Here is a 24,536-nt window from a genome sequence, read left to right as displayed (position 1 = left end):
ACCGAGAGAGGCATCCTCCCGTTGGTCACTGCCGGAACCTGCTGGCGGCGTCCCGGGCCATCCGCGTGACGCACCAGCGTGCATAAATGGGCCCGAGGAGCGGGCCGATAATTCTGCCCGCCACCGTTGCCGGATCGTCGTAGTTGATAAATACCCGTAGCTGGGAGCCACCACCGGATCCATGGATCTCGAATCCCATCCTATAGGCTCCGATGACAAGGAGGTCCGGCCGTCCCAGCGTCTCCCAGACCTTGGTGACCGGAGGCCGGTGTTCGACAATCACCTCGTCCACGGTGAGCTCCAGTCCGAGCACGCTGCCTCGCATCGAGATGCGGGATCCGATAACGCGTCCGGCAGAATCGTCGAGCGAGTATGACATCCGTCCGCCGAGCATCATCATCGACGGCTTCCCCATGTGTGAACCGAGGGCGGCCTGGTCATCGAGGAAGTCGAAAAGCGTCTCGGGGGAAGCTGCAACATCGGTGACGGATTCTGCCGAGCGAACGTAGCTCATGTGATGTCCCCCGGCTCCGTCGGGTGGCTTCCACGGTCATGGCGATGCCCGCCGTGCTCATGCCCACGGAAGAGATGCATCAACGGGCACGCAAGCAGCAACAGATAGGGCGTGAGACCCAACACGTGCTGCCAGTGCTCGCGAAGAACGAAGAACGCGGTAATCACCGCGAGCGAAGCGGCGAAGAAAGTCCATCTGCGATCCCACATCATATCCGTGCGCTCCTCAATCTCAGGGCATTGCCAATCACGCTGACGGACGAAAGCGCCATGGCGGCCGCCGCGATGATCGGCGAAAGCAGCAGCCCGAAAGCCGGGTAGAGCACTCCCGCAGCTACAGGTACGCCTGCAGCGTTGTAGATGAAGGCGAAGAACAGGTTCTGCCGGATGTTCGCCATGGTCGCATGGCTGAGGCGCCGTGCACGCACGATGCCTTGCAGATCGCCCTTCAGCAGCGTGACGCCCGCACTTTCGATCGCGACATCGGTCCCGGTTCCCATGGCGACGCCGACGTCGGCGGCGGCAAGGGCTGGGGCGTCGTTGACGCCGTCACCCGCCATGGCGACGATCCGGCCTTCCTTGCGCAGTCGGGCGACGATCTCACTCTTGTGCTCGGGCAAGACTTCCGCCTCGACCTCCGTGATCCCCAGCTTGCGAGCGACGGCGCTGGCGGTGGTGCTGTTGTCACCGGTGAGCATGACCACGCGGACGCCGTCCTTGATTAGCGCTTCCACCGCAGCCGGTGTCGTGGCCTTGATTGGATCGGAAATCGCAAACAGACCGCCCAGGCGGCCGTTGATCGCCGCGAAGATCACGGTTGCTCCCTCGCCACGCAGTTCTTCCGCCTTTTGCGAGAGAGCAGAGACGTCCACCTTCTCCTCCGACATGATCCGGTGGCTGCCGATGATCAGCCTGCGACCGTCGACGATACCCATCACGCCCTTGCCGACCGGACTGTCGAAGTCTTCGGCAGACCCGAGGTCCAGGCCGCGCTCGTTGGCGGCATCGACGATGGCGCTTGCGAGCGGATGTTCGCTCGGCCGTTCCAAGGTGGCGGCTAGTCGCAGCAAGTCGGCTTCAGATACGCCGCTCACGGCGACGATTTCGGTGACCTTCGGCTTGCCCTCGGTGAGCGTTCCCGTCTTGTCGACCACCAGCGTGTCGACCTTCTCGAAGCGTTCGAGGGCTTCGGCGTTCTTGATCAGCACGCCGACACTCGCGCCCTTGCCGACACCGACCATGATCGACATCGGCGTGGCGAGACCGAGCGCGCAGGGGCAGGCGATGATGAGCACGGCCACTGCGGCGACCAGTCCGTGCGCGAACCGCGGCTCCGGTCCGATCATCATCCACGTCGCGAAGGCAATGACGGCAATCAGGATGACGACCGGAACGAACCAGCCGGAGACCTCGTCGGCGAGCCGCTGGATCGGGGCGCGGGAGCGCTGCGCCTCGGCGACCATGTGGACGATCCGGGACAGCATGGTGTCGCGGCCGACCTTGCCCGCCTCCATGATGAAGCCGCCCGTCCGGTTCATAGTGCCGCCGATCAGTTTTGCCCCGACCTCCTTGGTGACGGGCATCGACTCCCCGGTGATCATCGATTCATCGATCGAGCTGCGTCCTTCGAGGAGAGTACCGTCGACCGGAACCTTCTCGCCAGGGCGAACGCGCAGCTTGTCGCCAACGACGACGGTCTCGAGCTCCACGTCCTCGTCGGTGCCATCGCTGCGGATGCGGCGGGCCGTCTTCGGCGCGAGATCGAGAAGCGCCCTGATCGCCCCGCCCGTCTGCTCGCGCGCCTGCAGCTCAAGAACCTGCCCGAGCAGCACCAGCACGGTGATGACGGCGGCCGCCTCGAAGTAGATCGCGACCGCTCCTTCGCTGGATCGGAATGTTTCCGGAAACAGGCCTGGGGCAACGGTTGCGACGACGCTGTAGACCCAGGCGACGCCCGTTCCCATGGCGATCAGCGTAAACATGTTGAGGTGCCGGGTGACGAGTGATTGCCAGGCCCGCTGGAAGAAGGGAGCGCCTGCCCAAAGGACGACCGGGGTCGCCAGGATGAGTTGGATCCAGTTCGACGTCTGTGCGCCGAGCAGCATGTGCAGATTGGTGAGATGACCACCCATCTCGAGCGCCAGCACGGGCAATGTCAGAACCAGGCCGATCCAGAACCGTCGCCGCATGTCGACAAGCTCCGGGCTTGGACCCATGTCGGCCGTGACGACCTCGGGCTCGAGTGTCATGCCACAAATCGGGCAGTTGCCGGGGCCAATCTGGCGCACCTGGGGATGCATGGGGCAGGTGTAGATCACGCCATCCTGCTGTGAGCCCAGCGTGCCTGGGGCTTCGGCAGTCCTCGCGTTCTGATTGGCGTGGTGGTGATGGTCGTGACCTTCATGTACGTGGTGATGCTTATGCTCGTCCATGGGATTTCTCCGTAACGGTACCCGCCTCCAACAGAGCTAGCGTCCAGCCACCCAATAAGCGGGCCGGACGTCTCCTGTTTATGCGTAAGCGACGAAGGACATCATTCCCGATGCCATGTGATAGAGGTGATGGCAGTGGAGCGGCCAGCGGCCCGCATTGTTTGCGTCGAACACTACGCTCACGCTCCCCATCGGTGGCACAACAACGGTATCCCTCACGGCGCCGCCGATTGCCTTTCCGTTGATGTCGACCACCTGGAAGTGGTGCCCGTGCAAATGCATCGGATGGGACATCATCGACATGTTGCGCATGACGATCTCGATCCTTTCACCTTGGCGAACGCCAAGGTTGTCGCCGCCCTCGATCCGCCAGTCGTAGCCGCTCATGCTGCCCATAAGCGTCAACTCAAACCGACGGTCGGCGGCACGGACGGCAAGCGGCGCGGCTGCTGCGAGCCGCGTTTCGAGGTCGAGCCCGACGATTGGACCGGAATCCTCTCCACGCGCTGTGATCCTGGCGATCGTGGCGCCCGTCGGCGCAAGGATGACCCCTGCGCGATGCTCAGTGCCCTCACGCAGCGCCAGGATTGGATGGGCTTTGGCGGACTTCGGAAGTTCAAGCCGGATATCGAGCCGCTGTCCCATGGAGATCGGGAAGCGTGTCCCTAGAACCGGCTGCACCGGCTGTCCGTCGACGGCGATCAACTGTCCGGTGAGCGTGCCCGTGTCGATGGTGAAGGCGGTGGCCGTCGCGCCATTGATGATGCGCAGGCGGACGCGTCCGCCGCTCTCGACGGTGAAGACTTCAGGGTCGTCGAGCGTCCGGTCGTTGGCGAGATAGGCATCGTACTCGATGTCGTTCAGATCCATGGCGGCCATGCCTGGCATCGCCATGCCGGACATGTGGCCCTGCATGCTGGACGCCATGCCCTGCACCACCGCACTGTGGTCCATCCCGTGACCGCCTGATGATCCCTTCAGCTTGGCGAGCAGTTCTTCGGCAGGCGTGAAGGAGAAGTCGTGGAGCAGGATGACCACTTCCTGCTCGTCGCGCTGCCTGTCGTCGGCCGTCCGCACGATCAGGGGCGCGGCAAGCAGGTTCTGCTCCTGGAGCGTATGCGCATGCATCCAGTGCGTGCCGCCGGAGCCGACCGGAAACGTGTAGCGCCGGGTTTCCTTCGCTTTCAGAAGCGCTACGGGATTGTCCGGGACTCCGTCCATATTCCATGGCGGCGCAAGTCCGTGCCAGTGGATGAGCGTCGCTTCGCCGCCTTGATTTGAAAGGGTGACGTCGAACGCAAGCTCCGCGTCGAGCGTCAGCCCGACAGCGCCATCCGGCTGAAGGAGTCCAAGCACTACGGCGGCTTTGCCGTTCACCTCGATCACGCGCTTCGTGATCGCAAGGTTGCGGGTGCCCGCGCTTGATGTTGCTATGCTGGCCTCAGCCCAGCTTGTGTTTGGATGTAGGGCGGCGCCCGATGCGGCGACCACGACGCCCGACATCAGCCCGCCCAGGAATTCACGGCGCTTCATATCCATTGACCTCTCGTTCCGTGCCGGTCGATGCCGGCGAAAATCACACCACGCGGGTGCGATCGTGGAAGACCGCCGTCAAACGACGGCTGGTCTGGCTCATCCGGCGGATCGAGGAGGGCCGATGGCGGGTCGCGAAATGATGCCGTTGATGGGGGGGTGGGGTGTGAGGACCCGGCGACCGCCGGACTTCAGGGTGACTTCGCCGAAGATCGGAGCCGGGAACAACGCATGGCACAGGCTGCAGATGCGCTTGCAGCACGCTTTCTGGTCGTCTGTTTCTTTCTCGGCGTGGAGATCGGCTTTCACCTGCGGGGAAACGACATGTTCACTGCCCGCAATGTGTGGCCCGCATTCGATGGGGGTCGCCTCAGCCTTCGGCACGGCCAGAAACAGAAGAGCGACCAAGATGGCCAGCAATTCTGTTGTGCGTTTCCGGACGGTCTGGCTGACGGCGATCATGTTTTCGTCCGACACCTCGTGCTGTATTGACGACCACAGTGCGCGATCCTGGCAATCTCGCCTTGACCTTGATCAAACGCCGACAAGAGCGCGGCTCTCAATGAGAGGATTGCATCCGAATGTGTCCGAAGGTTGTAAAATGGTGCGGCCTTATTGTCGCTGCGATCGTGGCAGCGGGCTTTTCGACCACGACGGCCCAGAGAGCGGAAATCGACGTCGTTCGCCAAAGGCAGCAGGACATGAAGGCGATGGCCGCTGCCGCCAAGAACATCGATGCCATGTTCAAGGGGACACTGCCCTACGATGCGAAGGCTTTCAAAGCCGCCACCGAAACCATCAGGGCACATTCCGGCGAAAAGCTGTCGGTCCTGTTCGAAGGCTCCGTCACCGCCGAAGGTTCCAAGGCCAGTGCCGGCATCGAAGCGGAGCGACCGAAGTTCGACAAACTGGCTGCCGATCTCGGAACTTATGCCGCGGCGCTCTCAGTCGCGGCCGATCGCAACCCGGATGTTCTCGCTCTCGACATGCGAATGCAGGGCAGTGATGCGAAGATGGGCGGGCCGCTCGCCAAGAGAAACCCGGACGTGCCCGACCCGAAGACCATGCCCGCCGAGCACGCTTTCCATCTGATGCTGCAAATTTGCACCTCCTGCCACGCCAAGTTTCGCGTCCTAGCCGAGTAGCACAAGTCACTCTGCCACGGTGCAGGCCGCTATCCACCCCTGATGGGATCTCAAGGCGGTAGATTCGTGGTTGGCTTCGGTTTTTTGTTCGCATCGAAATCTGGGCAGCATCCTGAAGTGCACACTCCAATCTCAGTACCGCAGTTAATGCGTCGTGAGGAGCCGCGCTAGGAGAATTGCTTCCATGCTGATTCCCTAAAGGGCAATATCTGCGCCCGCTAGTACAGTGTAGAATACATATGGAAGAGTGGAGATGCCCTCGTTCGGCAAGTCGAGAGGCAAATATGCGCGCCACCAAGCGCCATGTTCTGTCCATTTTGCTGGGTCACAACTTGGAGCTCTCCGAATTGTCTCTCTTTTTGTCTTGACACGTCTTTCAACCAACGTGGCCATCTACACGGAGGCCCTTGAGGGAGGCATCAGAAATGAGACGAACTGCAAAAATCTTCACAGAGGCGGCGGCCGTCGCCGGCAGCCTGCTGGCGAGTACCGCTACAATGCACGCGCAGGAGACCCGGAAACCCAACATCCTTTTCATCATGGGTGACGACAGCATGTCCCAAGGTCCGCAGACGGCGCAGCGATGAGCGATGTCATCCAAGCAGGCCGTGACGAACCACGCTGGCCTCCGGTGGTGGCGATCCTTGCGGTATTCGCCTTCTTGGAGGTGCTGCCGCATCACGTCTATGCCATGCCGCGATGGATCTCGTACGTGGTTCTGGTAGCAGCTATCGTTCCAATGGTCCTAGTAACGCTATCGACCGGCAACGCTGTGTGGCTACGGATCGAGCACGTCGCCGTCATGCTGCTTGCCAGCGTCTACGCGGGGAATACGGCGGCGGAACTCGGAGATATGGTCGGGATCATCACCGTGCACCCTCCCGAGACGCGCTCAGTGTCGCTCTTGACGTCGTCATTTACCATTTGGGTCACCAACGTTCTCACCTTCTCGCTGCTCTACTGGCAGATCGACGCGGGTGGCCCGTCGCGCATCGCGCGTGGGATGGCGGGAAGACCCGACTGGCTGTTTCCCCAGGCGTCGGCTCCCGAACTAGCGCCGCCAGACTGGCGGCCGCTCTACGTCGATTACCTGTCGTTGGCGTTCAATACGGCGACCGCTTTCAGTCCTACCGACGTGCTGCCACTCACCCGGCGTGCGAAGGGGCTGATGATGCTCGAAAGTGCCATTTCACTGCTGACACTCGTGCTCGTGGCTGCGCGTGCAGTCAATGTCATCCCGTAGCGCCTCCACGGCGCCGCGGTCGTCCATTCGTGCCGTACCGATCGAAGGTGCCCGTATGTCAGTCGAAGCCGATCAGCTTTCAACGATGATCAATCACGCGGTCGCGCCGGCGTTCATGCTGAATGGCGTCGCGGCGATGGTGGCGGTCCTGGTCAATCGGATTTCCGGCGTAACCGAGCGGATCAGAAACCTCCGCGAGATCGACGAGGGTGACGTCGCCCGAGCCCCGCTGAAGAAGGGAATCGGGGAACTGAGGCGGCGTGAACGCCTCTTGAACAGCGCATTGTACCTGGCGTTGCTAGCCGGAATCGGCGTGACGCTTCTGCTCCTCTTCGGCTTCGTCGTAGCCTTTTTGGGATATCGTCACGAACCGGGCGCCGCCGTACTATTCGTTGCGGCACTTTGCTTCCTGGCGGGGTCGCTCTTCCGATTCCTACAGGACATCCGGCTGTCGCAAGGTGAACACGACGACCGTCAGTTGCGATGATCGCCGAACAGCTCAAGACGCTCGCGCCCCTTAGAAGTGGAAGGCCCCCCTATGATCGGGCCCTGCTGGACGGGGTCGAAGACAAACCCGTCGTTCTCAATGCGCGGTATCCGGCCAGCGCTGGCGGCAAGCACGTTAGGGAGCTTATCCCCGGGTGCGCCCGCCGCCTCGTGTTGAGAGTGGTAAGGACGGAGTTCGCATGCCTCTCGACAAGACTGGCCGCGGGTTGATTCAAGGCGAGGATAGGAGGATATCCTGACTGGGCGGCATGGTGCCGGCTTCCGTCGTCTCAGTCGGCTGGAGAGTTCGAGTTACTGCCCATGATCTGAATGCCCAGGAACCGAGCGTCCTAATTGGGGCCGACGGCCGACTGTCCGCTACTAGAACAACAAACGAAAAACGGACATCGGAGCCCTTGCTGCAAGGTCCGGTATTGGGCCCCAGGCCTGACAGGACCCACTGATCTTCCTGCGAAGGCGGACATCATACTCGACGTCCTTGGAGGGGCGGACCTTACAATCAAACATTGAGCGTCAACTACCATTGGAGGTCAGTCGACGAGATCCTCATCGGCGCATCGTCGCAACGCCGGAGCGTTCGTGATCGTTATGATTCGATAACCGATATCGACCCAACCGGCTTGCGCAAAGCGCTTGATCGCGCTGTTGACCTGTTTGCGCGAGGCATTCGCCATGATGCCGAGATTTTCCTGTGAAACGGAGACTGACGCCCCTGATTTCCACGACATGCGATGCAGGACCGAGGCCACTCTGGAGTTCGCGTTCTTTCTTTGCAGATCGTGCACGACACGCAGCAGGACGTCCGACGACAGGATCGACATGACCCCGAAAGCCCGAATGATTTTCGGGTCGGCCGCTGCCATCTGCTCCATTACATCCAGTGGAACGTGCATGACCCAGGTTTCGGTTCGGGCACACAGTTCGATTCGCCTTGGCTCACCAGTCATGAAACTGTCTTCGCCCGTCCATCCGCCGGGCAAAGCGATATGGATCAGGCGCGGCATCGAATCGAGCGGCGCCGTGTCCACGGTCACCGTCCCCGATACCAGCCCGTAGATGCCTCCCGGCGGATCGTCTGGCCGAAATATGATCTGGCCCGGAGCGAACTTGAGAAGCAATGCATTCTGCAGCAAACGCGCCCTGAAGGCTTCGGACATGTGAGCCAGCCAGCCGTCGCTGCATATGATGCGCTCTGCTGCATCTCGAGACATGCGTACCATTTTTTCCCTCAACTGTCCGGTTTGACACAGTGTTTCAAGAAAAACCTATGTACGAAACTTTCAGATTTGGCAAAGCAATGTGGCGAAGATGGGAAATGAAACTATTGATCATTTCGGTTGACAATTAGCTCTTGCTTACGTGACTAAGAACTCTGTTAACCTTGTGGTTTCGGCAGTTTAATTCCTGATAATTAGCCTTATAATTTTAATGGTGTTCGACAATATGCTTTCGATAATTCTTAATAGATTATTATGGAGACCTCATATGCTGAAAAGTAGCCATAAAACTGCCCTGTTATCGGTGATCGTTTTTGTCGGATGTGGCATAGGCCTAGCTGGTGCGGAAAGTGCATCCCAGCCGGAAATTACCGATCCTCATTTCCAGTTGGCGCCGGGTTATCTCGCGAAGAAGGACTTGCCCGACAGCCTTGCGCTGCTCGGCCCGCCGCCGGCGGGCGGCAGCGCGGCGCTTGCGCGTGACGAGGAGTTCAGAGCCGCAACCCTACCGCTGCGTGGTACGCCGCGCTGGGATCTGGCCCGCGCAGACGCTGATCTGCAATTTCCGCAGCCGGCGAAAAACTTCTCCTGCGCGATGGGTGTCGATATCGATGAGGAAAAGACCCCTCATCTGCATCGCTTGATGCAGAAGGTGCTGACCGATGCAGGCCTGTCGACGTATGGGGTGAAGAATACCTACAATCGCACTCGTCCATTCGTGGTCCACAACGAAGGCACCTGCTATCCCGATCAGGAGCCGCTGCTGCGTACCGACGGCTCGTATCCCTCGGGCCATACGGCGGCTGGCTGGGCCTGGGCGCTGGTGTTGAGCGAAATCAACCCGGAACGCGCCGACATCCTGATGAAACGCGGCATGGAATTCGGCCAGAGCCGCGTCATTTGCGATGCACATTGGCAGAGCGACGTCGATGCGGGACGCATCATGGGTGCGGCGACAGTCGCAAAACTCCATAACAATGCAGAGTTCATCTCGGATGTCGCGGCGGCACGCGAAGAATTGAAGACTGCCGGGGCGGTCGAGGCATCAAGCTGCGTTGCCGAAGAAGCCGCTCTGTCCGCGCGATAAGACGATAGGTCCTGTTCTCGGCAAACAACCGCAATACGGTGATCCCCATGCAAGCAAGAAAAAGCCTCCTGCCTGTCGTGGGACTACTGGCTGCAGCGTATGCGTCATCCGTTTCGGCGGCGGACGCGCTACTCTCACCGGAGAAGGGCGTGCTCTGTGACCGCTACATGTGCGCCGACAATAGGGGCGTTTCGAGCCGGTTGACGCAAAAGCACGTTGGCAAGCAGGCTGCAATCAAGCTGTTTTCACAAGGTGATTTCGACCGGACGGAGTTCACGTTTGCCAGTGGCATCTTCTGCGACGTCAAAGAGCGGCTATGCCGCGAAGGCAGATACTTTGATGCGGACGGCAAGCGAAGTGGTGCAATCAGCAAGTCGTACACGCGTGTCCTGTTTTGCCGGTGAACATTCCTTCGCCGGCGGGCGTCGGCCGTCGATGAGGAGAAAATGAAGCTCTTTTCAGTATGCTCAATTGTATTCGCATCGGCTTTGACGCTTTCGCCTTCGGCGAAGGCTGCGGATAAGCAGTTCCTGCCATTCCAACCCGAAGCCGACAGCGAGACCGCGTCCGGCTGGCAGTTCAATGCCAGCCCGTATTTCTGGGCTGCCGGCATCGACGGCACCGTCGGGCAGTTTGGCCTTCCGCCGGCGAGCGTGACGTCCGACTTCGGCGATATACTCAAGGATCTGGATTTCGCCTTTATGGGCGTGGCAGAGGGTAGATACGACCGCTTCAGCGTTTTCAGCGACGTGATCTACACGAAACTCTCTGCGGGTGACCACAGCCCCGCCGGGGTTTTGACAAACAAGATCGGTGTGACGTCCCAGACGTTTTCGGGCCTGGTTGGAGGCGGCTACAGCCTGCTGACCAATGGCCGGAGCCATCTGGACGTGATTGCCGGGGGGCGCCTGTGGAACGCGAGCACCAAGGTGTCTTTCAGCGGCGGCGTCCTCGATGGCGTAAGCCGCGAAGACAGCGCCACCTGGGTCGACGTGGTCGCAGGTTTCCGTGGAACGTATTTCATCACGGATCAATTCTACCTCACGGGCTGGGGAAATGTCGGCGCCGGGCAGGCCGATCTTGATTGGGACGTCGCAGGTGCCATCGGCTACCAAATCAAGGATAGCATCTCGGCGGTGGCCGGATATCGCGCGATGGGCGTCGATTACAGCTCCGACGGCTTTGACTATGACGTCGTGCAGAAAGGCCCGATCCTGGGGTTGGTTTTCCATTTTTAGACACAATGCAACGGCGTCTCGCGTGCGCGAACGCCTGGCGTTGCAGCTTATCTGACGTATTGGCGGTGCGTTCACTGTAACGGCCGGATGTTTTGTGCGCGTTAAATCCAATTAATGCGATTGATTTCAAATCTATGAGAAAAGTTGAGATGAGAACATCAAGCTGCAGCCGGACGATTTCAATAAAGGGTTTCATGAAACCGAAATCGCTCCTGCTTCTTATCGCGGCGGCCGGCCTGGCCGGTACGGCTGCCGCAGAGGACGCCGATCTTGCCAAGCAGTTGTCGAATCCGGTGGCCTCGCTGATCAGCGTTCCGTTCCAGTTCAACTATGACAAAGGCTATGGTCCCGCCGACGGCGGCAAATCGCTTCTGAACATCCAGCCGGTCATTCCGTTCCCGATCAACGAAGACTGGAATGTTATTTCCCGCACGGTTGTTCCGGTCATCTCACAGCACGATATCGCGGGGAGATCGGGCAGCCAGTTCGGTCTCGGCGATATTGTGCAGAGCTTCTTCTTTTCACCCGAACAGCCGACCGCCGGTGGGATAATCTGGGGCGCCGGGCCCGCCTTTCTGCTGCCTACGGGAACCGATCCGCTTCTGGGCGCAGAGAAATGGGGGCTCGGCCCGACAGGGGTCGTGTTGAAACAGGAGGGCCCCTGGACCTATGGCGCGCTGGGCAATCACATCTGGTCTGTCGCCGGTGACAGCAAGCGGTCGGACATCAGCTCCACATTCCTGCAACCCTTTATCTCCTATACAACGCAGAACGCCTGGACGATCGGGCTCGATACGGAGAGCACTTATGACTGGAAAGGCGACCAGTGGAGCGTGCCTGTCAACTTTACGGTATCGAAGCTCGCGGTGATCGGTAAGCAACCGGTAAGTTTCTCGGTCGGCGCACGCTACTGGGCTGCTGCACCCGATAACGGTCCGGACGGTTGGGGCATTCGTGCCGGCATCACTTTTCTCTTCCCCAAGTAGTACGCCATCCGTTCTCGATGGGACCGTTCAAAACCGTCGCAATACGAAAGCCGTGAGGCGATTGCTGACCAAGACTACTGAAGAAACCAAGCATCCCAAACAATGCGTTCGGCGTCCGCCCGTGACATACGAGTTATTTTTCTATCCTCAATTGTCCTATTTGACCCAGTTCATTGCTTGAAGGCTATGTATCAACTTTCACGCTAGAACAAAGAGACCGCGAGACACGGAGGTATCGGTCGCTCAGCGAAAATCTCAAAGTGAGTCATCTGGATCCAAGAATGTTGCTCGCGTGGTTTGCACCTTGCAGCCGGCCGCCATTGCGGCGGGTCATCTCTTGTTTTCCTTTCATCGCCATTGAATTGCTCGGCCATCCGCAGGTGGCCTTCCAGGATTGCATATTGAGGAGCTATTGTATGCTGCAGAAATTCTACCGCCTGGCTGTGTTCTCGGCCGTCGTATTGGTTGGTCATGGCATTGGCATGACCGGTGCCGGTGTGGCATTTGCCGAGTCGACAGACAGCAAAATGCCGGTCACCGTTGACACTTTCGTCCGCGCCGAGACCGACCGGTACCTCGCAGTCAATGCAAAGGACATAGGCGGACTGGGCAAGTTCAAGCATTCTCGGGAGCCCGTACCGATCGATAAGCAAACGGTCATCCGTATGAACCGGGATACGCTTTATTCGTTTGCTGTATTTGATCTTGCCAGCGGGCCGGTAACACTCTCGCTGCCTGACGCGGGCAAGCGCTATATGTCGATGATGGTCGTCGATCAGGATCACTACCTGCCGATCGTCGCCTACGGGACGGAGCCGGTTGAGTTGAGTCAGAAATCGGTTGGCACCAGATATGCCTTCGTCGCTGTGCGTACGCTGGTCGATCCCAACGATCCGAAGGACCTCGACGAGGTCCACAGGCTTCAGGACGCCATCAAGGTTAGTCAGAAGGAGACAGGGAAGCTCGACCTTCCAAACTGGGATGAAGGCGACCTCACAGACATCCGCGATGGGCTGCTCACGCTCGCAAAACATCAGACGTCGTATCACGGTTCCTTTGGAGCCCGCGGCCAGGTCGAACCGATCCAGCACTTGATTGGCACAGCCTCCGGATGGGGTGGAATTCCGGAAAAGGACGCCATGTATCCAAGTTTCACTCCCACGGAAAACGATGGCAAGACGGTCTACACTCTCGAATTGCCGAAGACCGTGCCGGTGAAGGCTTTCTGGTCGATCAGCGTCTACAACGAAAAAGGCTTCTTCGAGAAAAACGCCTATAACGCCTATTCAATCAACGACATCACCGCGGAGAAGAGTGCGGACGGTTCGGTGACAGTCCAGTTTGGCGGCTGTGACGGCAAAATCCCAAACTGCCTGCCGATCGTTGAGGGTTGGAATTACACCGTACGGCTTTATCGTCCAGAGCAATCCATCCTCAGTGGTCAGTGGAAGCTCCCAGAGGCCAAGCCCTTAAACTGAGCCTCATCGGCAAACGCCACGTCGCGCGATGTTTTCCCTCTATTCCTTCTCGTCACGTGGGAGCGCGGCTTGCCAATGTGTTGGAGGTTCGATCGACTGTTTTGAGTGCGGGTGAGCTTTCACGCTTAGCCGCACCCAGCTCAGTCTGGAGTCTCTATCGACGAGTTGACGCTATCTGGGCGGAGGAACTGGATTAGCGAACGGCAAGGCCGGCCAGTCGGTCTGCCGTCGCGGCACATCGGGCGTAGCCGTAGGAGTGCGCTCCATTAACGGGACGGGTAGGTAGATTTGAGCGCGCGATGGACGCGCTCTTTTCCAGGCCGGGAGACGAGATCTCCGCAAGCCGAGACCAGTACAGTTTGGATCCAAATAGGTTCTCAGATCATATTCAAGAAGTGGCTTGGTAGATGAACGAGATTGCTGCTCCGGCTCCAGCGAAAGTGAATGAGGAAGCGCCTTCACCACGCCCCGATCCCGCTCCAAGTGAGTTTCTAGCCTATCACGGCGGACCTTTCTTCGAGTTGCAGGGGCATCTGAAATTGCTCCGGCAGAACGCGCTTCGCGTCGGATCTCGCGCGGCCTTGTTCGTTGCCTTGGCTTGGGGTGTTCCTTTCCTGCTCGGCTTGCCGCGCAGTTTCTCCCTGGAACACGGGCAAGGAGCCTATCTTGCCGACTTTGGAGTGTGGGCGAAGTTTTTCATCGGGATCGGTGCTTTTGTCCTGGCCGAGTACCATGTCGAAAAAGGCTTGAAAGCGACGCTGTCCCAGCTCACGCGTGCACCAGTCATTGCCCCGACGTCAATTCCGGTCGCCGCAGCTATCGTGGCCTCGGCGCTTCGTCAGCGCGATTCTCGGGGAGCGGAACTTGCTTGCCTGACCATGGCGGTTTTCGCCTCGACCCTTTCCTATCTCAATTTTCATACAGTCGAGGTATCTTCCTGGGCGGTAGAGCATCCGCTCGATGGCAACAGAGTTACGCTTGCCGGCTGGTGGTCGATCTGCTTTAGCCTGCCATTGTTCGTCTTCCTCTTTCTACGGGGCGCATGGCGACATTTGGTGTGGGCGCGCATGCTCCGCAAGCTTGCGAAACTCGATCTCCGCCTGGTTGCAACCCATCCCGACGGCAAGGGCGGATTGGCGTTCCTGGGTGAGTATCCGAACGCCTATGCCATTTTCGTCTTCGGGATGAGCTGCGCGATCGCCGCGGCAGCCGCGAAGTACAGCCATCACGACGACCTCTCCATGACCACGTTAAGTATGGTCATGAGCGGTTGGCTCGCGATCGTCATCAGCTTCTTCGCCTATCCATTGTCCGCCTTCACCGCCCCGCTGCTTCGTTTAAAGGAGCAAGGTCTGTCCTTGCTGGGCGCGCAGGCCACGCAATATTATCGCTCGGCCGAGCGGAAAGCCGTGGGCCGGAACGTCTTTTCGGATCCCACACCCGAGCCGGACACGGAACTGTCGGATCCGGGGAAGCTCTACGAGGCGACGCGCAAGCTCTCGACGTTTCTCGTCAACCGGGCCGCCGTGGTCCCCGTCGCCGCGGCAGCGCTTATTCCGTTCGCTGTAGTGGGCGCATCGAAACTGCCATACAAGGACGTCCTGTCCGTCCTGAAGAAACTGCTGCTTCTATGAATCGCTATGCTATCCTATGAGCACAGCGGACCGGATAGGGATTTCCCCGCAACTGAGCAGCAAGCACACGGCGGAATTGCGCTTTGGGGAATGCGATCATCGTCGGCGACGATAGCGCCTATGGCGGCTCGGGGACCATACGTTCGTCTTCAAGTCGGCGCTAGATTCAACAGTTTCCTGTGTCCGCTTCTGGCGGCGCAATCCAGTCGCCTGACCTTGTCGCTAGCGACGTCTGCTTTCTGGAAGCGGCCAAGCAAGTCTCTACGGCAGAGATGGCGGCGCAATGCTGCCGTTCGCAAACTTATGCGTGGAACTCGCCTTAGGGGCGGACAGATTCGTGCTCCCACGAGCCCTGCACGGCTTGTTGCCGTTTACAGCTTCAAGGTTTGATCATGGGGGTCGCATGTCTTGCCGATACGCTGATGCAGAAGGGTATTTTATCGCATAGCGACCTTTCAGCGGCACTCGGCGAAGCCGAAAACAGGATCGAGAAAAGTGATGACCGTAAGCTTTCCGATGCGAACCGTGCGGCTACGATTTTCCCCATTCGCGTCTTGCTACTTGCGAACCAGGCAAGCCAAAGCGGACGTAAACTTTCCATTTTCCGAGTCTGCGGAATTGGTAGCGAAATTGACATAGACGCGTCCGGGGCCGGCAAGTGATCCTAAAAAACGGCCGCCACCCCGATGTAGCCGCGAAGCGCTGGCAATGACCGCCCAAAGATCCGAGATCGGACTCGGATCGAGGGCCCGGGGCTCGCAGCGGCAAAATTCTGACGTGTTAGAGCTTGAAAACCGGCGACGGTCCAGCCGTAGATGGCGCCGTCTGTGAAGTCGAACGCTCAGATGGAAGGCCCTGGATTCTACCCGTTTCGGATCTGGGGCCTTTTCTTTTATCGCCCAGTGGCTTCAATTCCCGATGAGGGACTTTAGTCGCTCGCGCTGATCCTTGTCTCGGGTCTATGAGCGTATGGTGGACAACGGATCGTCAGCTGGATGCCGCGTAGGGCGTCGTCCTGCTCGTCCGCTGTCATTTCGCGGATTTCCCAGTCACCTTTGCGCCAGCGTCGCCAGTGGAACTTCCCGTCCCTGCTGGCTTGATGCCATGCGGTCCAGCCAAGTACTCCCATCAAAAGGTCCTGAACAGCGCTCCGCATGGCAGCCACGATTTAGGCTTCAGCAATAATGATGTCGTCGCGGATCAGCCTCGCCAGCTCGTCTTCGTCGGTCACGCCGAATTCATACCAGTCGATCAGAGATTTGGCAGTTCGACCACCTTCCTGACTATCGGCGCGATGACCGCGCTCGTCGCACCAGTCTCGCAAGATCCGGCGAAGCACGACAATCGTTTCTGAGGTCACCGCCGATTTTGGCCAATCCGTCTTCCACATTGCCACCGCCCCTCTGAACAAGAACCCTATGCGGACTCTGGCCGGACTCACAAGCTGTGAAATCAAGAGCTTTCTAAGGCTGGGCCACGGCCCGAAGATACTGCTATTCACCGCCCCTCAATGCGCTTGAACCTCCGCACCTGTACGGAGGTCCAAGCCATGCGCGCGAATGAAAATGGAGGAATTGCGCGGCAATAAAACCAGCACGATCTCATCTTTAACTTGTGCTTTTCTGGTGCGCAATTTCAAGTATATGATTGCAATTGCTCGTCACGAAATCAATAAGATTTTATGGACAGTAACTAATCAATTAGGGCTACTCTGGACAGCCGCGTGGATCGGCGTTCGCCGAAACGCCCGTTTAGAGACAACCGGGAAGAGCTCGAGAAGGTGGTGAGATCCGAGGCAATGGCGATCGTCGGAGCGAAACCCAGATGGGCGGCGAAATCAGCAGGCGTAAGTCTCACTCAAGCAGAATGGAATATAACCCCTCAATCTTTAGGGGGCCAGGCGATGACATACGTGTTTGAAGTGGTCGACGAAGCGGGTGTGGTTCGCAACTACGTCGCCAAGTTCATGCGTCGGGAAGCGGACAAGTTGGTCGTAGACTACCGCGGGCTTCAGATGCGGTTCGCAATCTCACATATCCGCGACTGGTGCGCCGTCGAATAATGCAACATCGCTCCGTTCTGAACCGCCAGGGGTCTAAAATATTGCCGAGCCGAGGAAGGATTATAGGTCTCATAGCGGAAAGTGACGTTCACATCGACGGACTGAGTATACCCCCGGGGTTCTACTCGGCGACGGTGAGAACATCTCGTTCCTGCCAGCAGTGGAAGAAAGCGCCGGAGACCACGTATGAACTCCATCTGAACGCCCGCGACCTTAGAGCGGTCCGCGGTTTCATCGGAGATGAACGCGGCGCAAGCATGGATGCGACAACCGCCGTCCAAAAGGGATATTTCACCATCGCCTGATGCGAGGTTGCGCCCTTCGGTCAATGGGTATGTTGCCGATCACGCAAGTCAAGTCACCAGCCAGGGAAGTTGCTCTCTTGCTTCCGGTGACGCCCGCTCATCCAAAGCTTTCTCCATCCGAGGTCTCGCTCGCAAGATCGTGGAGGGCTTGGGTTTCCTTTGAGGCATACTCCGCAGACAGAATGATGGTGAGAAACGCAGCTCGGGCAATGTCCTTTTTCGAAGCACTTGGGTGCCTGGCCTTGACGGCCTCAATCAGGGCCTTTGGCTTCATACTCAGGACTGCCAGTTCCTTGATCGTTTCGGAGATGGTTTCGGTCTCGCGAAGCTTCGTTTCTCGCATCGGTACCCCATGTGTTGACGTGCAACACTCATATTCTCGGTACATGAGAGATTTGTGATTTCAGCCTGCTGGACGGGTGGTCGGATATGGCTAAATAAGTGTTGGCCGTCGTCGCGAGATCTCATTGTCGGTGTACGCCGTCCATCTGCCATATCGCTCGTCATCGGTGGTGAACGGAGGCTCGGATGGGCTCCCCGGAAATCGACAAGGACGGACATCTGCTGCCTGTCACGGTGAGAGCCGACTTGTCGAGCCGTTGACCTCGCAGTCCTAAGCCACGCTTGCTTTTTCAACGTCGATCAATGAGAAACCCCTAAAATTAGATGGAACAAAGATAGTCAGAGTCCAGAACGAAGGCGCAACCATGCCGATAACGACGGCAAGGGCGGCCACAACAAAAAGTCGAGTGAATAAGGAAGGAATACCGACATGAGGCCAGTCGCAAAGGGCAGCCAACCAGCCGTCGTGAAAATGGCGTTGCCCTTGGTGGTTCGATCACGTATTAGCCGCCTGAGTGACCTTCCCGAGCCTGTCCCTGATGTGCAGCGATTTGGGGCAACAGAACCGTCGCGGCGTCCCGCGGAATAACCGGATCTGCGACTCGACAAACGTGATGGTCGCGATTGTTGCCCTTGCGCGGCTTATCCGATCCGGACAACAGATTCGGAGATGAACTCGAAGCGGGGGATCGCGAGGTTCTCCGGTGCGGGCCCCTTGCGGACGCGACCGGCAGTATCATAGTGCGATCCGTGGCACGGGCAGAACCAGCCTCCGAAATCACCCGCCTGCCCTAGAGGCACGCAGCCGAGATGCGTGCAAACCCCGATCATCACGATCCACTTCTCCTTCCCCTCCCCGGCAGAGCGGGCAACATCGGTCGCGTGCTGATCATCGGCAAGGTTGGCATTCCGAGCCAAGGGGTCCTTGAGATCGTCAAGCGCGGTCGCCCTTGCCGCCCCGATCTCCCTCTGGGTGCGGTTGCGAATGAAAACCGGGCGACCGCGCCATTTGACGGTCAGTGACATACCCTCGACGAGCGTAGATACGTCCACCTCGATAGAGGCCATCGCGCGCGTCGACGCGTCAGGACGCATCTGATCGATGAATGGCCAGGAGGCGGCCCCAACACCCACTACCCCTGACATGGCTGTCACCAGATAGAGAAAATCGCGTCGGGTGGGTTCTCGCGTCTCATCCATAGCCATCATGCTGCGGCCCTGCCAAGCCTTGCTCGCCCTGGGGGATAGGGGAGACAAGCAGTTCTCCCGGCAACCTCCGAGGTGCCCAGATGTAAGAATGGCTCACAATTTTACATCGCCATCGTGAGTATTGGAACGTCGGAACTTGTGACCCCAGGCGGTCCTTCAAAGTTACCCAATCTCGTCGGCGTCCGCGACGACGTGATGATTGGTGAGGATATAGCCTCTGCCGGCGTCAACAATGACGCTGGAGCCTGCGCTCAGCCGCTGTTGCTGCTCAGGCAGGTTGAAATAGCGACGGAAGAAGGGATCGTTGTAAAGAGGATTGGTTTCGGCGGAAGCGCGAGACCTCACTGCAATGTTGACGATCGCCGGCGTGACGTCCTCCAAGACATCAGCGGGCGAGGGTTGAGTGCCGCCGACATCGCCGACTGCGGCCGCGCCGCGGGAAGCGGCGCAGGTATGAGGACGAGTGAGGCGAATACGCCAACGTATTTCGACGAACGCGTGGTCATTTTTGGGCCCGAACTCTTAAGTTCCTCCTTCGGTGCACGGGCGAGGCTTGGGTAAAGCCCCCCGGAGTCACGATTTTGGCTCCTGCCAAACCAGCACCAGTTCGACAAACGCCGCGCCGATTCAAGCGCAATGCATCTCTTACTTCACAAGTCTATCCAAAGCCCACGCCCCGTGGGGGGCGCGGACCTATCATTGCAGTCAGAAGCCCATGCCGGCTGCCGGCATCGGCGGGAGCGGTACATCCGTCTTCGGCTTCTCGGCGACCATGGCCTCGGTGGTGATCAGCAGGCCGGCGACCGAGGCGGCGTCCTGCAGCGCGGTGCGAACGACCTTGACCGGGTCGATCACGCCCTGATCGTAAAGATCACCGAACTCGTTCGTTTGCGCGTTCCAGCCATAGCCAAATTCGGTCTTCTCGCGCAGCTTGCCGACAATGATCGAGCCTTCGGCACCCGCGTTCTCGGCGATCTGGCGCACCGGCGCCTCGATCGCTCGGCGAACAAGGTCGATGCCGTGCCTCTGGTCGGCATTCTCGGTCTGCGTGTTGTCCAGTGCCTTGACGGCCCTCAGCAAAGCGACGCCTCCGCCGGGCAACACGCCCTCCTCGACGGCCGCCCGCGTGGCATGCATGGCGTCGTCGACGCGGTCCTTGCGTTCCTTCACCTCAACCTCGGTTGAGCCGCCGACGCGGATGACGGCGACGCCGCCGGCAAGCTTGGCCAGCCGCTCCTGCAACTTCTCGCGATCGTAGTCCGACGTGGTTTCCTCGATCTGCGCCTTGATCTGCGAAACGCGGCCCTCAATCTCTGTCTTCGAGCCAGCGCCATCGACGATCGTCGTGTTTTCCTTCTCGACGACGACCTTCTTGGCGCGGCCAAGCATATTGAGGGTCACGTTCTCGAGCTTGATGCCCAGATCTTCAGAGATCGCAGTTCCGCCAGTGAGGATCGCGATGTCCTCCAGCATCGCTTTGCGGCGGTCGCCGAAGCCCGGCGCTTTGACGGCAGCCACCTTCAGGCCGCCGCGCAGCTTGTTGACAACAAGCGTCGCCAGCGCCTCGCCTTCGACATCCTCGGCGATAATCAGCAGCGCCTTTCCAGATTGAACGACCGCTTCGAGAACCGGCAGCAATGTCTGCAGGTTCGATAGCTTCTTTTCGTGGATCAGGATGTAGGGTTCGTCGAACTCAACCCGCATCTTCTCGGGGTTGGTGACGAAATACGGCGAGAGATAACCGCGATCGAACTGCATGCCTTCGACGACTTCCAGCTCCGTCACCGCGGTCTTGGCTTCCTCGACGGTGATCACCCCTTCGTTGCCGACCTTTTCCATCGCTTCTGCGAGGAAGCGGCCAATCTCGGTGTCGCCATTGGCCGAGATGGTGCCAACCTGGGCGATCTCGTCGTTCCTGGTGACTTTGCGGGCGTTCCGCCGCAGTTCCTCGACCACAGCTTCGACAGCTTTGTCGATACCGCGCTTGAGATCCATCGGGTTCATGCCCGACGCCACGGCCTTCGCCCCTTCCTTGACGATCGCCTGGGCGAGAACGGTTGCGGTGGTGGTGCCGTCACCAGCGATGTCGCTTGTCTTCGAGGCAACCTCCCGCACCATTTGCGCGCCCATATTCTCGAACTTGTCCTCAAGCTCGATCTCCTTGGCGACAGTGACGCCGTCCTTGGTGATGCGGGGCGCGCCGTATGACTTGTCGATCACCACGTTACGGCCCTTCGGACCGAGCGTAACCTTGACGGCATTGGCGAGGATGTCGACGCCGCGCAGCATCCTTTCGCGGGCGTCGGAATGAAATTTCACTTCCTTGGCAGCCATTTTTCTACTCCTTCCTCAGTCAGCATTCCTTGTCTGACATAGGTCCGAATCGGCGCTACGCCGCATTTCTCGCTGCGGCGTCGACCTCCATTACGCCCATCACGTCAGATTCCTTCATGATCAGGACATCCTCGCCATTGAGCTTGATCTCGGTGCCCGACCATTTGCCGAACAGGACGCGATCACCCACTTTCACTTCGAGCGGTCGCAGCTGCCCGCTTTCATCGCGCGCACCAGGGCCAGCGGCAACGACCTCACCTTCCTGTGGCTTTTCCTTTGCCGTATCTGGGATGATGATACCGCCGGCCGTTTTTTCCTCGGCCCCGATGCGGCGAACCAGGATACGGTCATGCAAGGGACGGAACGTCATTTCGCTCTCCTCATCGACAACCAGATTTTTCAACAAGTGTTCCGCGCCGCATTCGGAGCGAAGCCGACGCGGGACGCCGAGCCTTTCGGCATCGCGCGCATTTCGATCTGGTTCCTGTTTTTTGAGTTTCAAGAGAGGACCAAAAATTTTTTAGCACTCTAGCCTGTTGAGTGCTAACAGCCTGAATTCAGGAGAGTATTTCACGTCGCTGGCGGTTTGGAGGGTATGGCTGCCTCTTGACGCAAGGCATCATGATCCCCACCTTATTCTTGTCGACGCCCAAGTGGGTTGACACTAGTCAGGGAGCCCAAGCTTCTTGGCGCTCCCTCGTACCTATGTTGCTCTACGGAGGATATAGCTATGAGAACAAACCCCGACTTTTCCCCCTTCTACAGGTCGAGCGTCGGCTTCGATCGCCTCTTCGACCTGCTGGAAAACGCCAGCCTCAACGCTGACAACTGGCCACCCTATAACATCGCCAAACTTGGCGAAGATGCATACCGCATTGCCATCGCGGTGGCGGGTTTTGCAGAGCACGAACTGACGATCACCCATGAATCGAACATGCTAGTAGTCAACGGCGCGAAGTCCGAGGATGAGGAGGTACAGTACCTCCACCACGGCCTCGCTCTAAGGCCGTTTGCGCGCAAATTTGAGCTCGCCGATCACGTGATCGTCGAGGGCGCAAAGCTCGAAAATGGCCTGCTCGTCATCGATCTCAAGAAGGAAATACCCGAGGAGATGAAACCGCGTCGGATCGCCATCCACACCGAGATGGCGAAGCCAGCTTCGAAGCAGATCGAAGGCGACGAAGCAGCCTAGCACGGGCGCTCGCTGTTCGACCCTCGCCAGTTGCCGAAACGCCGAAGGAAAGAAGTTGCGCCCAAAAGGAGGCAAAGAAACCGAAGAAAGGATGAAGTCATGAATGTACGTGACCTGATCCCGTGGAGCCGTGGCAGCAGCCAGCTCCCGAGCAGCTATCGCGGTGATGAGATGGATCCATTTCTGTCGCTACATCGCAATGTCAACCGTCTGTTCGACGAAGTCTTCCGCGGCTTCGCCCCGCCATCGTCGTTCGGTGGGCCATCGCCCTTCCGTGGTTCGTGGCCGCACGTGGAGATCGAGGAGAATGACAACGAGATCCGTGTGCTAGCGGAGGTTCCGGGCATCGATCCAGACGACATCGAAGTGCTGTTGGACGACGGCATGCTGACACTTCGCGGCGAAAGCAAATCAGAAACCGAGGACAAGGATCGCCGGTTCAGCGAACGCTACTACGGGCGCTTCGAACGGCGACTGTCCCTCGGCGGCCAGGTCGAGGAGGGCAGGGTCGCCGCAAACTTCAAGAACGGTCTGCTCACCGTGACACTACCGAAGACAGAAAAGGCGCGAGCCAACGTCAAGCGGATCACCATCGACAGCACCAAATAATCTCGACCGCTATAAAGCCAGCCGGGTGCGGACGTGCCCGGCTGGTTATTCGCGTCGTGGAGCAAGTGAGCACCCAGCCAGCCAGAGGTCTACTTTGCGCCACATCTGGGCCTTCGCGGTCAGTGAAACGGAGGTTGCGTTTCGGCCCCTTCGAGATGGTTGTCATCCGATGCCGCCATTCAACGCGATTGCGGCGAAGCACACTCCGGCAGGCGGCGGACAGAAGCAAGCACTCGGCGAGGGATTAAGCGCACGAGCGATTGATGCACAACCGGGAGATCCTAACTGAAGTGCATCCCGCCGGTTTTAGGGTAGGGGTTCATCGTCGCAGGCTTGAAGCAGGGTCGGCGCGTCGACATCGACCACGTCGATCGTCGTGTTGCCGCTGTCGATCATCGCCTTGATCTTGGCGATCTCGCCATCGTACTCCTGCTCGGAGACCGGACGACCGGTTTCTTCCGCATAGGCGCTGAACACCGCCTTGCGCTGCGCTTCCTGATAAGCCCCGCCGAAACTCATCACCGAAAGCGGTTCGGTGGCGATCGCCGCGCCGGCCGCCGAACCACAGGCAAGCGTCGTCGCTGCCAGAAACATGCGTTGTCTGAACATGGAAATTCCTCTCTGGAGACAGATTTGACGTACCCGTCGCAGTGCCCGTCTTGCTTGCGGGCTATGAGGAAAGCCTATGTTGCGACATGCTGCGGCGCAAATAAGTAGGTATCATGCCGGCATGAGCGGTGCTTATCGGCGTGCTCAGTTCAGGCTTCCGTGACCTTTCTGTTCTGGCCCGATCTGGCTGTTGACGATCCGCATCGCTCATTGCGCAAATGCCTTTGATGACATCACTTTTCAGAAAAGCGAATGCGGTGATTTGACGTCGCGTTCGGCGTAGCGCGACAGGCGGAGGTCATGCAGGTTGATCCCGGCTGGCCAGTGGTAAGCCAGTCCGCCAAGATCTTGCCGACGATCGGCCCCAATGCGAAACCATGACCGCAAAAGCCGGTCGCGATCATCAGGCCGCTCGGCGTGGTCGGCGCGTCCAGCACCGGTATGCCATCCGGCAGGACGTCTATGCCGCCAGCCCACCGCTCGACAATCTGAATGTTTCGCTGAGAGGGGAGGGCCCTCTTCAGCCGGGCTAGACAAGCACGCATATCTGCATCATTGGCCGGAAGCAGGGGGTCACGAACGCCGACAGGGTGGCCGTTCTTTCGCGTCTCCGACTTCGGCAGGCGTTGACGGATATCGTCGAGGAAAGCGCGGTTGAGCTTGAAATTGAAAGACCGGTAATGCTGCAGGCTCACCCCGTCCAACTCGACGTCGGCATGGGCTACAGTCTCATTGCACCAAAGACCTCAAGCGGTCTCAAGGGGTTCTCTCTGCTGCGCGAATGGCTGAGGCAGCAGGCGGACATTACACGTCGCGAACTGTCGCGATGACGGGCAAGTAAAGCTGATGCGGTAGAGCTGT

The 24,536-nt window shown here is 59.1% G+C and carries 29 protein-coding genes; 15 read left to right on the top strand and 14 right to left on the bottom strand.

From position 1 onward, the window contains the following. Nucleotides 1-25 precede the first annotated feature (25 nt). The 5 genes from IB265_RS32600 to IB265_RS32580 all read right to left on the bottom strand — a co-directional run bounded on the left by IB265_RS32600 (nucleotide 26) and on the right by IB265_RS32580 (nucleotide 4,940). The gene (locus IB265_RS32600) at nucleotides 26-514 is read right to left on the bottom strand and encodes an SRPBCC family protein (RefSeq protein WP_192495807.1); all 489 of its coding nucleotides are present in this window, start codon (nucleotides 512-514) and stop codon (nucleotides 26-28) included. Further along, nucleotides 511-726 carry a DUF2933 domain-containing protein gene (locus tag IB265_RS32595; RefSeq protein WP_192495806.1) on the bottom strand — a complete coding sequence of 72 codons (216 nt, stop codon included), beginning with the start codon at nucleotides 724-726 and terminating at the stop codon, nucleotides 511-513. The genes IB265_RS32600 and IB265_RS32595 overlap by 4 nt, the downstream gene beginning before the upstream one ends. Further along, nucleotides 723-2,945: a copper-translocating P-type ATPase gene (locus IB265_RS32590; protein WP_192495805.1), complete on the bottom strand. Its 2,223-nt coding sequence runs from the start codon at nucleotides 2,943-2,945 to the stop codon at nucleotides 723-725. Before IB265_RS32590 ends, IB265_RS32595 begins: the two co-directional genes overlap by 4 nt. A gap of 78 nt (nucleotides 2,946-3,023) precedes the next feature. Beyond that, nucleotides 3,024-4,478, bottom strand: coding sequence for a multicopper oxidase family protein (locus IB265_RS32585; protein ID WP_192495820.1), 1,455 nt, complete (start codon nucleotides 4,476-4,478; stop codon nucleotides 3,024-3,026). Nucleotides 4,479-4,577: 99 nt separating this feature from the next. Further along, entirely contained in the window at nucleotides 4,578-4,940 is a 363-nt protein-coding gene (locus IB265_RS32580; RefSeq protein WP_192495804.1) for a hypothetical protein, read from the bottom strand. A 119-nt stretch (nucleotides 4,941-5,059) separates the two neighbouring features. Here IB265_RS32580 and IB265_RS32575 point away from each other — a divergent pair, with 119 nt between their 5' ends. The 4 genes from IB265_RS32575 to IB265_RS32560 all read left to right on the top strand — a co-directional run bounded on the left by IB265_RS32575 (nucleotide 5,060) and on the right by IB265_RS32560 (nucleotide 7,353). After that, nucleotides 5,060-5,623: a cytochrome c gene (locus IB265_RS32575; RefSeq protein ID WP_057251610.1), complete on the top strand. Its 564-nt coding sequence runs from the start codon at nucleotides 5,060-5,062 to the stop codon at nucleotides 5,621-5,623. Nucleotides 5,624-6,048: 425 nt separating this feature from the next. Beyond that, nucleotides 6,049-6,210, top strand: a complete 162-nt coding sequence (locus IB265_RS32570; protein ID WP_156414656.1) for a hypothetical protein — start codon at nucleotides 6,049-6,051, stop codon at nucleotides 6,208-6,210. Next, nucleotides 6,207-6,866, top strand: coding sequence for a hypothetical protein (locus IB265_RS32565; protein ID WP_192495803.1), 660 nt, complete (start codon nucleotides 6,207-6,209; stop codon nucleotides 6,864-6,866). The genes IB265_RS32570 and IB265_RS32565 overlap by 4 nt, the downstream gene beginning before the upstream one ends. A 55-nt stretch (nucleotides 6,867-6,921) precedes the next feature. Then, nucleotides 6,922-7,353 (top strand): DUF2721 domain-containing protein, encoded by a 432-nt coding sequence (locus IB265_RS32560; protein WP_112997388.1) that lies wholly within the window; start codon nucleotides 6,922-6,924, stop codon nucleotides 7,351-7,353. A gap of 550 nt (nucleotides 7,354-7,903) precedes the next feature. Here IB265_RS32560 and IB265_RS32555 read toward each other — a convergent pair. Beyond that, nucleotides 7,904-8,593, bottom strand: a complete 690-nt coding sequence (locus IB265_RS32555; RefSeq protein WP_192495802.1) for a Crp/Fnr family transcriptional regulator — start codon at nucleotides 8,591-8,593, stop codon at nucleotides 7,904-7,906. A 265-nt stretch (nucleotides 8,594-8,858) separates the two neighbouring features. Here IB265_RS32555 and IB265_RS32550 point away from each other — a divergent pair, with 265 nt between their 5' ends. The 7 genes from IB265_RS32550 to IB265_RS32520 all read left to right on the top strand — a co-directional run bounded on the left by IB265_RS32550 (nucleotide 8,859) and on the right by IB265_RS32520 (nucleotide 15,675). Further along, complete coding sequence (locus IB265_RS32550) at nucleotides 8,859-9,677, top strand: phosphatase PAP2 family protein (protein ID WP_192495801.1); 819 nt, start codon at nucleotides 8,859-8,861, stop codon at nucleotides 9,675-9,677. A 47-nt stretch (nucleotides 9,678-9,724) separates the two neighbouring features. Beyond that, nucleotides 9,725-10,081, top strand: coding sequence for a YcgJ family protein (locus IB265_RS32545; RefSeq protein WP_192495800.1), 357 nt, complete (start codon nucleotides 9,725-9,727; stop codon nucleotides 10,079-10,081). Nucleotides 10,082-10,123: 42 nt separating this feature from the next. Then, complete coding sequence (locus tag IB265_RS32540; protein ID WP_192495799.1) at nucleotides 10,124-10,915, top strand: hypothetical protein; 792 nt, start codon at nucleotides 10,124-10,126, stop codon at nucleotides 10,913-10,915. 194 nt (nucleotides 10,916-11,109) lie between these two features. Next, complete coding sequence (locus IB265_RS32535; RefSeq protein WP_192495798.1) at nucleotides 11,110-11,901, top strand: transporter; 792 nt, start codon at nucleotides 11,110-11,112, stop codon at nucleotides 11,899-11,901. Nucleotides 11,902-12,317: 416 nt separating this feature from the next. Next, a complete protein-coding gene (locus IB265_RS32530) occupies nucleotides 12,318-13,379 on the top strand; it encodes a DUF1254 domain-containing protein (protein WP_246806118.1) in 1,062 nt (353 codons plus the stop codon). Between the two features lie 407 nt (nucleotides 13,380-13,786). Further along, nucleotides 13,787-15,013 (top strand): hypothetical protein, encoded by a 1,227-nt coding sequence (locus IB265_RS32525; protein WP_246806117.1) that lies wholly within the window; start codon nucleotides 13,787-13,789, stop codon nucleotides 15,011-15,013. Nucleotides 15,014-15,435: 422 nt separating this feature from the next. Then, a complete protein-coding gene (locus IB265_RS32520; protein WP_309140551.1) occupies nucleotides 15,436-15,675 on the top strand; it encodes a hypothetical protein in 240 nt (79 codons plus the stop codon). A gap of 506 nt (nucleotides 15,676-16,181) precedes the next feature. Here the strand turns inward: IB265_RS32520 and IB265_RS32515 are convergent. Continuing rightward, nucleotides 16,182-16,403, bottom strand: coding sequence for a hypothetical protein (locus tag IB265_RS32515; protein ID WP_057252211.1), 222 nt, complete (start codon nucleotides 16,401-16,403; stop codon nucleotides 16,182-16,184). Nucleotides 16,404-16,916: 513 nt separating this feature from the next. Here IB265_RS32515 and IB265_RS32510 point away from each other — a divergent pair. After that, nucleotides 16,917-17,075 (top strand): hypothetical protein, encoded by a 159-nt coding sequence (locus tag IB265_RS32510; RefSeq protein WP_192495797.1) that lies wholly within the window; start codon nucleotides 16,917-16,919, stop codon nucleotides 17,073-17,075. A gap of 402 nt (nucleotides 17,076-17,477) precedes the next feature. Here the strand turns inward: IB265_RS32510 and IB265_RS32505 are convergent, their stop codons facing one another. From IB265_RS32505 to IB265_RS32485, 5 genes are all read right to left on the bottom strand, one after another. Beyond that, nucleotides 17,478-17,723, bottom strand: a complete 246-nt coding sequence (locus tag IB265_RS32505) for a hypothetical protein (protein WP_057252214.1) — start codon at nucleotides 17,721-17,723, stop codon at nucleotides 17,478-17,480. Nucleotides 17,724-18,364: 641 nt separating this feature from the next. Beyond that, entirely contained in the window at nucleotides 18,365-18,928 is a 564-nt protein-coding gene (gene petA, locus IB265_RS32500; protein WP_192495818.1) for a ubiquinol-cytochrome c reductase iron-sulfur subunit, read from the bottom strand. Nucleotides 18,929-19,093: 165 nt separating this feature from the next. Further along, nucleotides 19,094-19,312, bottom strand: a complete 219-nt coding sequence (locus tag IB265_RS37875) for a hypothetical protein (protein ID WP_375293103.1) — start codon at nucleotides 19,310-19,312, stop codon at nucleotides 19,094-19,096. 324 nt (nucleotides 19,313-19,636) lie between these two features. Beyond that, nucleotides 19,637-21,265 (bottom strand): chaperonin GroEL, encoded by a 1,629-nt coding sequence (gene groL, locus IB265_RS32490; RefSeq protein WP_192495796.1) that lies wholly within the window; start codon nucleotides 21,263-21,265, stop codon nucleotides 19,637-19,639. 55 nt (nucleotides 21,266-21,320) lie between these two features. Then, nucleotides 21,321-21,635 carry a co-chaperone GroES gene (locus IB265_RS32485; protein WP_057252225.1) on the bottom strand — a complete coding sequence of 105 codons (315 nt, stop codon included), beginning with the start codon at nucleotides 21,633-21,635 and terminating at the stop codon, nucleotides 21,321-21,323. Here IB265_RS32485 and IB265_RS32480 point away from each other — a divergent pair. From IB265_RS32480 to IB265_RS32470, 3 genes are all read left to right on the top strand, one after another. After that, nucleotides 21,615-21,797, top strand: coding sequence for a hypothetical protein (locus tag IB265_RS32480; protein ID WP_162770959.1), 183 nt, complete (start codon nucleotides 21,615-21,617; stop codon nucleotides 21,795-21,797). The genes IB265_RS32485 and IB265_RS32480 overlap by 21 nt on opposite strands. 198 nt (nucleotides 21,798-21,995) lie before the next feature. Beyond that, nucleotides 21,996-22,457, top strand: a complete 462-nt coding sequence (locus tag IB265_RS32475) for an Hsp20 family protein (protein ID WP_057252217.1) — start codon at nucleotides 21,996-21,998, stop codon at nucleotides 22,455-22,457. Between the two features lie 99 nt (nucleotides 22,458-22,556). Beyond that, complete coding sequence (locus IB265_RS32470) at nucleotides 22,557-23,066, top strand: Hsp20/alpha crystallin family protein (RefSeq protein ID WP_057252218.1); 510 nt, start codon at nucleotides 22,557-22,559, stop codon at nucleotides 23,064-23,066. A 306-nt stretch (nucleotides 23,067-23,372) separates the two neighbouring features. Here IB265_RS32470 and IB265_RS32465 read toward each other — a convergent pair whose 3' ends face one another. Together IB265_RS32465 and IB265_RS32460 are read right to left on the bottom strand one after the other, a co-directional pair. After that, entirely contained in the window at nucleotides 23,373-23,675 is a 303-nt protein-coding gene (locus tag IB265_RS32465) for a hypothetical protein (protein ID WP_192495795.1), read from the bottom strand. A 233-nt stretch (nucleotides 23,676-23,908) separates the two neighbouring features. Beyond that, on the bottom strand, nucleotides 23,909-24,370 hold the full coding sequence (locus IB265_RS32460; protein ID WP_210334656.1) for an FAD-binding oxidoreductase: 462 nt from the start codon (nucleotides 24,368-24,370) through the stop codon (nucleotides 23,909-23,911). Nucleotides 24,371-24,536 lie beyond the last annotated feature (166 nt).

It is taken from the genome of Ensifer sp. ENS10 (assembly GCF_014852025.1).
Taxonomy (GTDB): Bacteria; Pseudomonadota; Alphaproteobacteria; order Rhizobiales; family Rhizobiaceae; genus Ensifer.
The sequence above is the reverse complement of the archived record's forward strand: the minus strand, read 5'-3'. Positions and strand labels throughout refer to the sequence as shown.

Coding starts and splice junctions, on each gene's coding strand:
- IB265_RS32530 (WP_246806118.1), top strand. CDS start 12,318: ATGCTGCAGAAATTCTACCGCCTGGCTGTGTTCTCGGCCGTCGTATTG.
- IB265_RS32595 (WP_192495806.1), bottom strand. CDS start 726: ATGATGTGGGATCGCAGATGGACTTTCTTCGCCGCTTCGCTCGCGGTG.
- IB265_RS32560 (WP_112997388.1), top strand. CDS start 6,922: ATGTCAGTCGAAGCCGATCAGCTTTCAACGATGATCAATCACGCGGTC.
- IB265_RS32580 (WP_192495804.1), bottom strand. CDS start 4,940: ATGATCGCCGTCAGCCAGACCGTCCGGAAACGCACAACAGAATTGCTG.
- IB265_RS32535 (WP_192495798.1), top strand. CDS start 11,110: ATGAAACCGAAATCGCTCCTGCTTCTTATCGCGGCGGCCGGCCTGGCC.
- IB265_RS32570 (WP_156414656.1), top strand. CDS start 6,049: ATGAGACGAACTGCAAAAATCTTCACAGAGGCGGCGGCCGTCGCCGGC.
- IB265_RS32590 (WP_192495805.1), bottom strand. CDS start 2,945: ATGGACGAGCATAAGCATCACCACGTACATGAAGGTCACGACCATCAC.
- IB265_RS32470 (WP_057252218.1), top strand. CDS start 22,557: ATGAATGTACGTGACCTGATCCCGTGGAGCCGTGGCAGCAGCCAGCTC.
- IB265_RS32475 (WP_057252217.1), top strand. CDS start 21,996: ATGAGAACAAACCCCGACTTTTCCCCCTTCTACAGGTCGAGCGTCGGC.
- IB265_RS32525 (WP_246806117.1), top strand. CDS start 13,787: ATGAACGAGATTGCTGCTCCGGCTCCAGCGAAAGTGAATGAGGAAGCG.
- IB265_RS32515 (WP_057252211.1), bottom strand. CDS start 16,403: ATGTGGAAGACGGATTGGCCAAAATCGGCGGTGACCTCAGAAACGATT.
- IB265_RS32600 (WP_192495807.1), bottom strand. CDS start 514: ATGAGCTACGTTCGCTCGGCAGAATCCGTCACCGATGTTGCAGCTTCC.
- IB265_RS32565 (WP_192495803.1), top strand. CDS start 6,207: ATGAGCGATGTCATCCAAGCAGGCCGTGACGAACCACGCTGGCCTCCG.
- IB265_RS32540 (WP_192495799.1), top strand. CDS start 10,124: ATGAAGCTCTTTTCAGTATGCTCAATTGTATTCGCATCGGCTTTGACG.
- IB265_RS32465 (WP_192495795.1), bottom strand. CDS start 23,675: ATGTTCAGACAACGCATGTTTCTGGCAGCGACGACGCTTGCCTGTGGT.
- IB265_RS32485 (WP_057252225.1), bottom strand. CDS start 21,635: ATGACGTTCCGTCCCTTGCATGACCGTATCCTGGTTCGCCGCATCGGG.
- IB265_RS32505 (WP_057252214.1), bottom strand. CDS start 17,723: ATGCGAGAAACGAAGCTTCGCGAGACCGAAACCATCTCCGAAACGATC.
- IB265_RS32575 (WP_057251610.1), top strand. CDS start 5,060: ATGTGTCCGAAGGTTGTAAAATGGTGCGGCCTTATTGTCGCTGCGATC.
- IB265_RS32480 (WP_162770959.1), top strand. CDS start 21,615: ATGCAAGGGACGGAACGTCATTTCGCTCTCCTCATCGACAACCAGATT.
- petA (WP_192495818.1), bottom strand. CDS start 18,928: ATGGCTATGGATGAGACGCGAGAACCCACCCGACGCGATTTTCTCTAT.
- groL (WP_192495796.1), bottom strand. CDS start 21,265: ATGGCTGCCAAGGAAGTGAAATTTCATTCCGACGCCCGCGAAAGGATG.
- IB265_RS32520 (WP_309140551.1), top strand. CDS start 15,436: ATGCAGAAGGGTATTTTATCGCATAGCGACCTTTCAGCGGCACTCGGC.
- IB265_RS32545 (WP_192495800.1), top strand. CDS start 9,725: ATGCAAGCAAGAAAAAGCCTCCTGCCTGTCGTGGGACTACTGGCTGCA.
- IB265_RS32550 (WP_192495801.1), top strand. CDS start 8,859: ATGCTGAAAAGTAGCCATAAAACTGCCCTGTTATCGGTGATCGTTTTT.
- IB265_RS32555 (WP_192495802.1), bottom strand. CDS start 8,593: ATGGTACGCATGTCTCGAGATGCAGCAGAGCGCATCATATGCAGCGAC.
- IB265_RS32585 (WP_192495820.1), bottom strand. CDS start 4,478: ATGAAGCGCCGTGAATTCCTGGGCGGGCTGATGTCGGGCGTCGTGGTC.
- IB265_RS32510 (WP_192495797.1), top strand. CDS start 16,917: ATGACATACGTGTTTGAAGTGGTCGACGAAGCGGGTGTGGTTCGCAAC.